The sequence below is a fragment of the Butyrivibrio sp. CB08 genome, from assembly GCF_003625485.1.
Lineage (GTDB): Bacteria > Bacillota > Clostridia > Lachnospirales > Lachnospiraceae > Butyrivibrio.
Window position 1 is genome coordinate 24,130 of the sequence record NZ_RAIR01000006.1, and the last position, 12,672, is coordinate 36,801.

The following is a 12,672-nucleotide window of genomic DNA, read 5'->3' on the forward strand; positions in this document are numbered from 1 at the left end:
CGAAAAAAACAAACTATAAACAGCAAAAAATAGGGGAGGCTAAAAACCTCCCCATATTTAACTAATAATTACTGCATTGACTTGATGAGCTCCTGAGCTGCTCTCTCAGACTCATAGTCCTCTGCCTTAGCCTCAACGTATCCGTTGTGGTTGTAGATAGAGATTACTTCCTTACCAGCATCTGTGTTTCCGATGTTGATGAATGCCTGTGTAAGAGCTGCCTTGAATGCATCATCCATAACAGCTGAAGTCTTGCTTACGCTGATTGTATCGTTGTAGATACCATCTGTAACACCAATTACATTGGTCTCATCCCAGATAGAATCTGTTCTGCCAAACTCTGTTGTCCACTTCTCCTCGTTGTCACGTCTTGCATCTGCATAGCAGCAAAGAACGTCGATCTGGCCTGAAGCAAGTCTAGCAAAAGCGTTACCATAAGAATCAGCCTGTACAGCGTGTGTAAGGTCTGTGATGTGCTTCTCATAGTTAGCCTGGAGCCAGAGTGAAGGATAGATATATCCAGCAGAAGATGAAGAGTTCATAACTGACCAGTTAAGTCCGTCAAGATCTTCCCATGTGATCTCCTCGCCATTGTTAACCTTCTCAGAGATTGCCTTACCAGCATCTGAAGGACCTGCAATGATAAGTCCACGGTAGAATGTTACCTGGTTCTCAGGTGTTGGCTCTGTTGGCTTGTTGTCGTTCCATACCTTAGCGTCTGGGCTCTCGATTGAAAGACCATCTCTTGTAGCTGTAAGGATAACATCACAGCCATCCTCGTAAAGTACATATGTACCACCAGGGATAAGTCCTACGTCGATTGTACCAGCTGAAAGTCCCTCACCTACTGCCTCGTAAGATGTACCAACAGTGATATCAACCTCACCAACCTCATAGCCAAGGCCAGCAAGCTCAGTTGTAAGGAGCTCCTTAAGAGGCTCTGTAGCTGTAACGATCTCGTCTGGATCACGAGAAGGAACAAAGCCGATTGTAACCTTGTCGATCTTTACTGACTCTGCAGGTGTCTCTACAGCAGTTGCCTCTGTAGTCTCTGCAGTTTCTGTTGTAGCTGGCTCAGCTACTGTTTCTGTTGATGCAGAATTGCCGCATCCTGCAAGCATTGCTACGCATGAAATGCCTGCAACCATTGTCGCAAAAAATCTCTTCATAAATCCTCCTGCCTAAAATAGGCGTTTTTATAATTTTTTCGCAAAAAAATCCCCATGTGTATCCACATGGGGAATTCCTTGCTAACTACACGAACGTATTTTATGTGAAAACCCACTGTTTGTCAACGAAATCTTAGCTTTAACATGTCAACGCGCCACCGCGTCAAACAGCGTTTTTTCGATAATAATTATATCAGTTTCCAAGAATTTTAAGGAGTTCAGCAGCATTATCTCCCGCATTTCCTTTAAACACTGCGGAACCAGCCACAATAACATTCGCTCCAGCGTCAATTACTGTCTTCACATTATCCTTGCTGATACCACCATCCACCTGGATGTCTGTAGATAAATTTTTCTCATTAAGCATGGCTCTGACTTCTCTTATCTTATCCAGTGTCTTTGGGATAAGTTTTTGACCGCCAAATCCAGGCTCAACTGTCATGACAAGTATCATCTCAACCTTATCCAGATATGGAGCAAGAACAGAAACCGGAGTATCAGGTTTGATGGAGATTCCAGCTCTTTTTCCAAAGGAATGTATCTTGTCTATTACAGCCTGTGGATCATCTGTAGCCTCCTGGTGGAAGGTTATGATATCTGATCCGATCTTAGCAAACTCTTCAATATACCTGATGGGATCTGTGATCATGAGGTGCACGTCAAACACCATGTCTGTGGCACTTCTGATACTCTCTATCACCGGCATACCAAATGAAATGGATGGCACAAAAACGCCATCCATAACATCTATGTGTAGATACTGGGCACCAGCCTTATCTACGTCTGCGATCTGGTGTCCTAAGTTTTTAAAGTCTGCTGCTAAAATTGAAGGGCTTAAAATATTCATTACTTGAGGAAATCCTTTACTGATGCATAAACACCATCTCCGTCAAGGCCATACTTCTTAACCAGCGCGCCTGCTGAACCAGACTCACCGAATCTGTCCTGCATACCGATCTTCTTAACAACTGTTGGATGCTCCTCTGAAAGGACATCGCTTACAGCGCTTCCAAGACCGCCGATTACTGAATGCTCCTCAACAGTTACAACCTTACCTGTCTTCTTGGCAGTAGCTACTACAAGCTCTCTGTCGATAGGCTTGATGGTGCAGATATTAACAACCTCAGCGCTGATACCATCAGCTGCAAGCTTCTCTGCTGCCTCAAGTGCTGCGCCTACGCCAATACCCGTAGCTATAATACTAACATCACTACCCTCTCTAAGTACAGTACCTTTTCCAATTTCGAATTTATAATCTGGTCTGTCGTTAACAACAGGGCATGCTGCACGGCCAAAACGGATGTAAACTGGACCAACGTGCTCAGCTGCTGCTCTTACACAGGCTCTTGCCTCGATGTCATCTGCAGGGCACATAACAACCATGCCTGGGATAGTGCGCATAAGCGCGATATCCTCGTTGCACTGGTGGCTGGCGCCGTCCTCACCTACAGTGATACCAGCATGTGTTCCACCGATCTTAACGTTAAGATGAGGATATCCAATTGAGTTACGAACCTGCTCGAAAGCACGTCCTGTAGCAAACATAGCAAATGTGCTTACAAATGGGATCTTGCCTGTTGTTGCAAGGCCAGCTGCGATGCCCATCATATTGCACTCTGCGATACCACAATCGATGTGACGGTCAGGAAATTCCTTCTTGAACCATCCTGTTCTTGTTGCTGCTGCAAGGTCTGCGTCAAGAACTACTACCTTGTCATTGACCTTAGCCAGCTCTATAAGCTCTTTACCATAGCTATCTCTTGTAGCTATCTTCTTAACTTCGCTCATTCTAACCTCCTTCGCTACTTAGGCCAAAGACTCGCCGATCTTGTTGAGATCGTCCATTGCCTTAGCATACTCTTCATCATTAGGTGCTACACCGTGCCATGAAACCTGGCCTTCCATAAATGAAACGCCCTTGCCCTTTAAGCTGTGAGCAACGATGGCTGTAGGCTGACCCTTGGTCTCTCTTGCCTCTTTGAATGCAGCTCTGAGTGCATCAAAATCGTGAGCATCTACGTTGATTACGTGGAAGTTGAATGCCTCAAACTTCTTGTCAATAGGATATGGTGAACATACCTGATCGATTGGTCCATCGATCTGAAGACCGTTATTATCAACTATGACAACCAGGTTATCAAGCTTTCTGAAGCCTGCGAACATAGCAGCTTCCCAAACCTGTCCCTCTTCGATCTCACCATCTCCAAGGAGTGTGTATGTTCTGTAGTCCTTGCCATCAAGCTTAGCAGAAAGAGCCATTCCGCAAGCAACTGAGATTCCCTGTCCGAGGGATCCGCTGCTCATATCAAGACCAGGAAGATACTGCATACTTGGATGTCCCTGAAGTCTTGAACCAAGCTTACGAAGTGTGGTGAGCTCCTCTACTGGAAAATATCCTCTCTGAGCCATTACTGAATAAAGACCTGGCGCTGTGTGGCCCTTTGATAATACAAAACGGTCACGATCAGGATCGTCTGGTTTCTCAGGATTGATGTTCATCTCTTCAAAATACAGATATGTGTAGATATCTGCCGCTGACAGAGATCCGCCGGGATGTCCAGCACCTGCTGCATGAACTGCCGTAACAATGCCCTTGCGAACTTCGTTGGCTTTTCTTTGTAACTCTAGGTTGGTCATAGCCATAATTCCTTTCCTTTTACTCTTTAGTTTTTTAGCGTAACTATTGTAACATACTTAGGCCAGAATGGCTGACTTAAGTTATTTTGCGGAGCCTTGTCCGTAATAAGCGTTAGCTCCGTGCTTTCTGTAGTAGTGCTTGTCCTGAAGCTCCTGTGGTGCTGGCTTAACTTCAGGGTTTATTACCTCACATCTGTAAGCCATCTTGGCAACTTCTTCAGCAACTACTGCATTGTGAACTGCCTCGTGAGCGTCCTTACCCCAGGTGAATACACCGTGGTTCTTGCAAAGAACTGCAGGTACAGCCACAGGGTCTTTTCCCATGCGGTTAAACTCATTGACGATGAGATGTCCTGTATTCTCCTCGTATGCTGTCTCGATCTCGTCCTTGTTAAGGCATCTTACGCATGGAATCTCGCCGTAAAAATAATCTGCGTGAGTTGTTCCGTAGCAGGGAATGCTCCTGCCTGCCTGTGCCCAGCTGGTTGCATAGGATGAATGTGTGTGGACAACGCCTCCCACATCCTTGAATGCCTTGTAGATCTCAACATGGGTTGGTGTGTCTGATGAAGGATTGAGCTTGCCCTCAACCTTGTTGCCATCAAGATCCATAACAACCATGTCATCAGGAGTCATTGTGTCGTAGTCAACACCGCTTGGCTTGATTACAAACAGACCAGACTCTCTGTCGATCTCGCTGACATTGCCCCAGGTGAAGGTTACAAGACCATACTTGGGTAAAAGAATATTCGCTTCGTATACTTTTTTCTTGAGTTCTTCTAACATAATTTCGCTCCATAATCATTGTATTAGGTCGCACTGTAAAATGCGACCTAATTCTTGCTATCTATTTATCATTATTTAAGTGAATCAACTGCTGCTCTCTCTACAGTAAGGCCAGCATTGTAATCCACCATGAACTTATCAAATCCCTTAACGTCTGCAGGATCTGGATCGCAGGTCTCAACCTTGCCACCTACGAATACCTTGTTCTTGAGGTAGTTCTCTAAAGTCTCGCCCTCTTCCTTCTGGCACATGTAGCCAGCAAGAATAGCCTGTCCCCAAGGACCGCCCTCTCCAGCTGTCTCCATAAGCTTGATGGAAGTGTTAAGAGCTGCTGCCATTACTCTGTCACCAACGCCGCGAACCTTGAAGAATCCGCCCTGTCCAAAGAAGAAGTCAGCTTTGACATTCTCTTCCTTCATGAGGATATCGTTACCAACCTTAAGAGCACCAAGCGCTGTGTAAAGGTGTGTTCTCATGAAGTTTGAAAGGTTGAACTTGTCATCAGGTCTTCTGACAAAGAGAGGTCTTCCCTCGTTAAAGCCTGTGATACTCTCGCCTGAGAAGTAGTTGTATGCAAGGAGTCCGCCGCAATCTGCGTCGCCTTCCATAGCCTTTCTGTAAAGTGTTCCGTAAAGTGTATCGTCGTCAACATCCTTGCCAATGGCACCAGCGAACTCCCTAAAGAGCCCAACCCATGCATTTAAGTCTGATGTGCAGTTGTTGCAGTGAACCATGGCAACCTCTTCTCCTGAAGGAGTTGTAACAAGGTCAAGCTCTGGATATGCCTTTGAAAGTGAATGCTCCAGAACAACCATTGAGAATACTGATGTACCAGCAGAGATGTTACCTGTTCTTACGCCGACAGAGTTTGTAGCAACCATACCTGTTCCAGCATCGCCCTCTGGAGGACATACTGGAATACCAGCCTTAAGAGTTCCGGTAGGATCAAGCTTTTTTGCACCTTCTTCTGTAAGCTTGCCAGCTGAAACGCCTGCAGGAAGTGACTTAGGAATGATATCTCTGATCTTCCATCCAAGGCTCTTAGGAGCGATGAGCTCATCGAACTGATCCAGCATCTTCTGGTTGTAGTCGCAGGTTGAAGAATCGATTGGGAACATACCTGATGCATCGCCAACACCAAGAACCTTCTCCCCGGTCATCTGCCAGTGAACGTAGCCGGCAAGAGTTGTGAAGAAGTCGATCTTGCCGATGTGATCTTCGCCGTTAAGAATTGCCTGATAGAGGTGAGCAATGCTCCATCTCTGAGGAATGTGATATCCAAAGAGCTCTGTAAGATCCTCAGAAGCCTTCTCTGTTATTGTATTTCTCCATGTTCTGAAAGGAACAAGAAGTTCTCCTGCCTTATCAAAAGCCATGTAGCCGTGCATCATAGCTGAAAAGCCCATAGCACCTACTGTCTCAAGCTTCTCGCCGTACTGCTTCTCAACATCCTTAGCGAGGTTGCTGTAGCAGTCTCTAAGGCCTTCCCAAACATCATCTAATGTGTAGGTCCAGATACCGTTGTCCAGTCTGTTCTCCCAGCCGTGTGATCCGGAAGCGATAGGATTATACTCAGCATCTGTGAGCACAGCCTTGATCCTGGTTGAACCAAACTCAATACCAAGATATGTCTTCCCCTCTGCTATAGCCTTTTTTGCATCTCCCATAATAAAACCCTCCTTTTATTTTTTGCGCTTATATATTGAATTTCTAAGAATAACATTCTCTTCAAACTCGAAGGTGGCGTTGAATGCAAGCTTACCTTCGTGAATCATCCTGATCATGTTCTGGGCCGCCTTCTCTCCAAGCTTCTCCTTGGGATGCGGGATAGATGTGAGCCTTACGCCATTGACACCGTTTCTTGCGATGTCGGAATCATCCATTCCCACAATTGACATATCCTCAGGAACTCTGTAGCCGTTTTCCTGCAGCACTTCTATCATCATGCCTGCAACCTGATCGTTGTAGCAAAAGACAGCTGTGCACTCCCTGAGTCTCTCCAGCGCCATTTGGAAAGCTTTTTTCCCATCCCTTATGTCGATGGTGTCGATCCAGTTTACGTGGTCGTAGGAAAAAGGAAGCCCTGCCTCCATAAGAGCCTTAAGATAACCCCTATATCTCTCCCTGCCCTGACCGTCATCCAGCTTAAGTACACATCCAATCTTCTCGTGACCCGCTTCAATAAGGGCATTAACTGCATTGTATGCACAATCTGCATCGTTTAATGACACGTGTGGCAGAGTGAGCTCCGGATAGAAGCTGTTTATCAGAAGGATCTTGACCCCCTTGTTCTGAAGCTTCTTGTACAGATCCATGTTGGGACTTGGAAGGGCGCTCTTAACGGGCTCCATGATAATGCCCGCCACGTCGTTTCTCCCAAGGATATCCGTCAGGATCTGCCTCTCTTTTCCCACTGTGTTGTTGGAAAAAGAAAGAAGCATTGAATAGCCCTTGTCACTTAAGGTGCTCTCTATTCCTCTTATGGTGCTGGGGAAAATGTAGTCGTCCACGTAGGTTGTGACAACAGCCACTACGTTGCGCTCTCCTTCACCAGCTCTCTGATCTGATACGAAGGTTCCGCTTCCCTGCCTGGTCTCCACAAGACCATCTTCCACGAGCTTCGATATAGCGTGTCTTACCGTCTGGCGGCTAAGTGAAAATCTGTCGCACAGCTCGTTTTCAGATGGAATCTTCTCCCCGGGCGAGAGCTTTCCTGTATCGATTTTTTCTGTTAACCAATTGATTACCTGTTTGTATTTTGACACTTTTACACCTGTTGAAATATGCTTATTTACTGCTATTTCAGCATAAAGCCGCAGCCCTGGCATGTCAATTAACACAATGTACAATTTATCCAAGTTGTATATGTACAAGTTTGCCTATGGACATAAAAAAAGACGCCACAAAAGGCATCTTTTTATGATAGTCCATCCATCCTTGAATAGAAGAACAGATACTGCTGCATTATTCCGTTATATGGAGCGTATGCTTCAAACGGGAAGCCATCAGGGTACTTAAGATCAAGAACCCTGTTGATCCACACATCCTTTGGGAAAGCATCCAGTCTGTGGTAACCAAAAAGAAACTCACAGTTTGCCACCTTGACTCCAACCCCGTAAAGGGACATGAGCTTGTCCATAAGCTCCTGATCTTCAAGGTCTTTCCAGTCATAAAGATCCACGGCTCCGCTGGCAACATCCATAGCCGCCTGGTGCACATACTTGTCTCTGTAGCCCAGGCTGCAGGACGCAAGCTCCTCCATAGAAAGGGCCGCTAATCTGTCTGGTGTGGGAAAAGAGTATATGACTCCGGATCTCTCATCCTCACACATCACATCTCCAGCCAGCCTGCAGAGCTTCTCGATGGAAGCCTTGATTGCAGGAATGTTCTTGCGCTGAGAAATAATGAAGGAAATAAGCATCTCCCATGGGTCCTGCTTAAGGATCCTTATGCCCTTGCCATACTCTGAAGCGCTGTAAAGGTAGGGATCTTCCTCGGGGTCTATCCTACCCCTTATGTCCTTATATGAAAGGTCCAGGTCAAAATAGTCTTTCCAGAAAGTCTCAAAGGCCTCCTTGGAACACCCAAACTCGTACCGGTTATCCTCAAGTTCGCTTACAAAGATGTGCCTGCCAAAAGCAGATACACTGTAGGATCCGTCAGCGCATTCGTTGAATCTGAAGCACTGTCCGCTGTCCGCTATTTTCTTAAGATCAAAATCATCATCTATTCTAACTATCATGAAAGGTTATTAACTACTCCAATGGACACATAGTTGTTTATCATAGCCCAGAGATCTGTCCCTGCAGCGGCTTCCCACTTGCGGATACCATCCACCATGTAGGACTTCCTGCCCTCAGACACCACTTCTTCGCTGTAGCGATCCTCATAGAAGCCATCCCTTGATACCCTGACCCCTCTAAGGATTCCCTTACACTCTTCCAGGCTGCATCCCGGGAAATTCACATTCCAGATCTGCCACTCATCAAGCGGAGCGTCTATGAGCTCAGCCATTATGTCCCTAATATGCTTATCTGTTACTTCGTGGATACCGTTGTTGCTCTCTGAAAAAGCGATGGCATGAATCTTCTGAAAAGAAGCTTCAAGAGCCGCTCCCGCAGTAGCAGAATACTGAAGATCTGCCGCCACATTGTATCCATAATTGATGCCTGTCATAACGCAGTCTGGTCCGCCAGGAATTATATTTAAAGCTCCTATCCTGACACAGTCTGCCGGCTTGCCATCACAGGCAAAAGCCTTAACTCCCGGAACAGGAAAATCTGTTTCCCAGACTTCCACCCTGCGCCTTAAGGTAAGGCTGTGAGACATGGCGCTTCTCTCTGAGTCGGGAGCAACTACCCAGACCTCTCCAAACTCCTGAGCTACCCTCGAAAGTCTCACAATTCCATCTGCATGTATTCCATCGTCATTGGTGATTAGAATCTTTTTCACTTGGACCTCTTTCTGTTATGAATCCATGTTGTCCAGATATCCTCTGTCCCAAAGCATTATGTTAAGTTTACCTGCAAGTTCCACAGCAGGCTGAGTGAAGTATTGGTTGGTCATGACAACACCCACCATCCTGCCATAGAAATCTCTTCCAGCATAAATCTCCTGTACCGCCTTGACTCCGATTGGCTTGTCATAGCACTTGCACTGAAAAGCATAGGTTACCCCGTCCTTCTCAGCAAGGATATCGGCGCCAAAATCCCCGGATCCCTTTGTGACTTCCACATCGAGAAATCCAGAATTCTTAAGAAGGTCAGCGCAGTAATACTCGAAGTCGTGGCCTTCCATTTCATCCATGGGGAGCTCTTTTGGATTGTTCTTAATATAGCCCCTCACTACAAGAACACCCAAAACAACGATTGCCACAACTACTATTGTATATAGGATTATTGCTGGAATCTCAAACATATAATAGTCTCCTAAAAAAGATTACTGGAGTTTAAGATCTCCCTCTTTTACCCATCCAAGCTTTTTAACGATCGCATGGATAATAAGTGAAAATACAGCTGGAAGAACGAAGGAAATAAGTACAAGTCCTGCCCAGTCAAAGGCTGTGATAGCAGTTCTTGTTCCCTCTGATATCTCTTTTACCCATCCTGTGTAAACACCGATCTGGCCAACAAGTCCGCAGGTTCCCATTCCTGAAGAAACAGGAGCACCATTCATCTGAAGTCTGAAGATGCATGTTGCGATAGGTCCTGTGATTGCTGATGCTACAGTTGGAGCTATCCATACTCTTGGGTTCTTGATGATGTTACCCATCTGAAGCATAGATGTTCCGATTCCCTGTGATACAAGGCCGCCCCATTTATTCTCCTTGAAAGAGATAACTGCAAAGCCAACCATCTGTGCACAGCATCCAGCAACAGCAGCGCCGCCTGCAAGGCCTGTAAGACCAAGAGCTGCGCAAATAGCAGCTGAAGAAATAGGAAGTGTAAGTGCCATACCTACAACTACTGACACAAGGATTCCCATAAGGAATGGCTGAAGCTCTGTAGCCCACATAATAAGGTTACCTACTGACATTGCAGCCTTGCCAAGTGGTGGTGCAATGAGCCAGGAGAAGAAAACTCCTACAGCAATAGTAACAAGTGGAGTGACCAGAATATCGACCTTAGTCTCCTTTGAAACTGCTTTTCCGAACTCAGCAGCGATGATTGCTACAAAAAGAACTGCCAGAGGACCGCCAGCTCCGCCCAGGGCGTTAGCTGCAAATCCAACAGTGATCATTGAGAAAAGAACAAGTGGTGGACACTTAAGTGCATATCCAATAGCCACAGCCATAGCTGGACCACTCATTGCTGTTGCAAGTCCCCCGACTGTGTAATCAACTCCTGCAACAGTTGCAACGTTCTGCATAAGGAATGGGATATGGAACTGTGTTCCAATAGTATTGATGATGGTTCCAATAAGCAGGGAACAGAAAAGTCCCTGTGCCATTGCGCCCAGCGCATCAATTCCGTATCTCTTTAATGAGATCTCAATGTCTTTCCTTTTCAAAAACTCTTTCATACCTTTTTTCTTTCTCCTCATTATTTAATTTGATCCTATCTTAAGCCAATGTCCCTTGAAATAATAGATGATAAATATAATCGTGCTTACTGACCAGGTAAGTGGATATGCCCAGAAGATCACATTAACAACCGGGATGATCCTTACGATTATAGTTATGTAGGTTATTCTCAAAAGACACCAGCTAGAGAGCATTACTATCATGGGAACAGTGGTTTTACCTGCCCCTCTGTATATTCCTGCAAGGCAATGGCTAAGAGATAATAGGCAAAAGAAAAGACTCTCTGTCCTTGCCTGTGTTGCTCCGATTGCCAGTACCTCGGCTTCCGATGAAAACATGCGAAGAAGCGTTGGCGCAAAAAGATATACGATAACGCCTATAAGCTCCGCGCAGCCAACTGCAATGATACATCCAATAACATTTCCCTTTTTCACCCTGTCGCTCTCGCCAGCTCCAAGGTTCTGACTTACGAAGGTTGTCAGCGCCATACACATACATGTAATAGGTAAAAAGACAAATCCCTCCAGTTTAAAATAACTGCCGCAGCCCGCCATGGCAGCAGCTCCGAAGGCATTGATGTTGGACTGGACCACAACATTTCCTATAGCGATGACGCTATTCTGGATGCCTGTTGGAAAGCCCATCATCAGCTCTTTTTTGATGGTCGGCCCATCCATACGAAGCTGCCTTATAAATATCCTGTGGGGACCATCGACTCTTGTGAGCTTAACAAAAGCCAGGATTGCGCTGATAAACTGCGCAATTATCGTTGCAAGAGCTGCTCCGGCTATTCCAAGGGGTGTATATTTTACAAAATAAATATCTAAAACAGTGTTGATCACCGTACTAACTGCAAGGTAGTAAAGTGGATGCCTTGAATCTCCCATAGCCTGAAAGACACCGCAGCAGGCACTGTACATGATATTTCCAAGACCTCCCAGGAAATATATCTTGAAGTATAGCACAGAATTGGGCATTACATCACTTGGAGTTCCCATCCAGGACAGAAGAACCGGGGTAAAGAAATATCCCCATACAGTCATGACTATTCCCATGATTATAGCAAAGGTGATTCCTGTGTGGGCTGCTATGGACACACCCCTTTCATCTCCTGCGCCATATCTCTTACCTATGATAACGCTGCTTCCCATAAAGAGACCGTTGATAAATCCAACCATCAGAAAAATAAGGCTGCCAGTTGTACTTACTGCAGCCAATGCCTCTTTTCCAAGGACGTTACCAACTACAACAGAATCTACCACGTTGTAGAGCTGCTGCAGGAGCTGTCCAAAGAACAGCGGAATCGCAAACAATATAAGGTTTTTCGTAATAGAACCTTTAGTCATAGACTCAATTGTAATCTTTGCCGTCAGAAAAGGAAAGTACAACTTTGTTAAATTGTTATTTATTTCTCATACTTTTATAGTATAATGATTTGCAGTGTTAATAGTTCATTTTGAGGAGGAAAAAATTATGAATGATACTGAATTACTTGCCCTTATGGGCGTAGGTGCTGCGGCAATCGTTATTGCACTTGTAATCTGCCTGGTTGTTTACCTTGTTGATGCAATCGGAAGATTCAAATACTTAAAGGCACGTAACTACACAAATACATGGTTTGCATTCATTCCATACCTTAACGTATATGGAACAGTTGATGCTACTTATGGCAACGTTGAGAAGATCAAGGTTCTTGGCGTAGAGCTTCCAGCTATCGTTGTTAAGCTTTACCCACTGATCCTTACAGCATTCAGTGTTATCACATCTAACATTGAGTTCCTTAGCGGAATCGGCAGCCTAATCGTTACAGTTCTTACTGTAGCTATCGGCGTTGTAGTATTCAAGGATGTAATGGAGAGAATTGAGCAGCCTGTTTCTACAGGATTTGCTGTTCTTGCAAACATCATCACAATCGTTGGATCAATCAAGCTTCTTTCGGACGCAAGCAAGCTTCAGCCTGGCCAGTACGACTACACAACTGACACAAGAGTACTTGCTTCACAGGCTCCTGCACAGGGACCTCAGGGACCAGCTGACGTACAGTAATCCAAGTTAAAG

13 protein-coding genes are annotated in these 12,672 nt (G+C 45.4%); 1 reads left to right on the forward strand and 12 read right to left on the reverse strand.

What is annotated here, in order from left to right; all coding sequences use genetic code 11:
* Positions 1 to 68: 68 nt before the first annotated feature.
* From D6855_RS11285 to D6855_RS11340, 12 genes are all read right to left on the reverse strand, one after another.
* Complete coding sequence (locus D6855_RS11285) at positions 69 to 1,169, reverse strand: phosphate/phosphite/phosphonate ABC transporter substrate-binding protein (RefSeq protein WP_120741103.1); 1,101 nt, start codon at positions 1,167 to 1,169, stop codon at positions 69 to 71.
* A 193-nt stretch (positions 1,170 to 1,362) separates the two neighbouring features.
* Positions 1,363 to 2,016 (reverse strand): ribulose-phosphate 3-epimerase, encoded by a 654-nt coding sequence (rpe, locus tag D6855_RS11290; protein ID WP_120741105.1) that lies wholly within the window; start codon positions 2,014 to 2,016, stop codon positions 1,363 to 1,365.
* Positions 2,016 to 2,957: a transketolase family protein gene (locus D6855_RS11295; protein WP_120741107.1), complete on the reverse strand. Its 942-nt coding sequence runs from the start codon at positions 2,955 to 2,957 to the stop codon at positions 2,016 to 2,018. Before D6855_RS11295 ends, rpe begins: the two co-directional genes overlap by 1 nt.
* 18 nt (positions 2,958 to 2,975) lie before the next feature.
* Positions 2,976 to 3,812, reverse strand: a complete 837-nt coding sequence (locus D6855_RS11300; protein WP_256372311.1) for a transketolase — start codon at positions 3,810 to 3,812, stop codon at positions 2,976 to 2,978.
* Between the two features lie 75 nt (positions 3,813 to 3,887).
* A complete protein-coding gene (locus D6855_RS11305; RefSeq protein ID WP_120741109.1) occupies positions 3,888 to 4,592 on the reverse strand; it encodes an L-ribulose-5-phosphate 4-epimerase in 705 nt (234 codons plus the stop codon).
* Between the two features lie 71 nt (positions 4,593 to 4,663).
* A complete protein-coding gene (locus D6855_RS11310; protein ID WP_120741111.1) occupies positions 4,664 to 6,259 on the reverse strand; it encodes a xylulokinase in 1,596 nt (531 codons plus the stop codon).
* A gap of 15 nt (positions 6,260 to 6,274) precedes the next feature.
* On the reverse strand, positions 6,275 to 7,357 hold the full coding sequence (locus D6855_RS11315; protein WP_158589512.1) for a GntR family transcriptional regulator: 1,083 nt from the start codon (positions 7,355 to 7,357) through the stop codon (positions 6,275 to 6,277).
* A 152-nt stretch (positions 7,358 to 7,509) separates the two neighbouring features.
* Positions 7,510 to 8,334 carry a DNA-3-methyladenine glycosylase family protein gene (locus D6855_RS11320; protein WP_120741114.1) on the reverse strand — a complete coding sequence of 275 codons (825 nt, stop codon included), beginning with the start codon at positions 8,332 to 8,334 and terminating at the stop codon, positions 7,510 to 7,512.
* Positions 8,331 to 9,044, reverse strand: a complete 714-nt coding sequence (gene surE / locus D6855_RS11325; RefSeq protein WP_120741116.1) for a 5'/3'-nucleotidase SurE — start codon at positions 9,042 to 9,044, stop codon at positions 8,331 to 8,333. The genes D6855_RS11320 and surE overlap by 4 nt, the downstream gene beginning before the upstream one ends.
* A gap of 15 nt (positions 9,045 to 9,059) precedes the next feature.
* Positions 9,060 to 9,509 carry a restriction endonuclease gene (locus D6855_RS11330; RefSeq protein WP_120741118.1) on the reverse strand — a complete coding sequence of 150 codons (450 nt, stop codon included), beginning with the start codon at positions 9,507 to 9,509 and terminating at the stop codon, positions 9,060 to 9,062.
* A gap of 21 nt (positions 9,510 to 9,530) precedes the next feature.
* Positions 9,531 to 10,613, reverse strand: a complete 1,083-nt coding sequence (locus D6855_RS11335; protein WP_199712443.1) for a PTS transporter subunit IIC — start codon at positions 10,611 to 10,613, stop codon at positions 9,531 to 9,533.
* 24 nt (positions 10,614 to 10,637) lie between these two features.
* Positions 10,638 to 12,023: an MATE family efflux transporter gene (locus D6855_RS11340; protein ID WP_305781711.1), complete on the reverse strand. Its 1,386-nt coding sequence runs from the start codon at positions 12,021 to 12,023 to the stop codon at positions 10,638 to 10,640.
* Between the two features lie 64 nt (positions 12,024 to 12,087).
* On the opposite strand from D6855_RS11340, the gene D6855_RS11345 reads away from it, so the two are divergent.
* The gene (locus D6855_RS11345) at positions 12,088 to 12,660 is read left to right on the forward strand and encodes a hypothetical protein (RefSeq protein WP_120741124.1); all 573 of its coding nucleotides are present in this window, start codon (positions 12,088 to 12,090) and stop codon (positions 12,658 to 12,660) included.
* Positions 12,661 to 12,672: the final 12 nt, after the last annotated feature.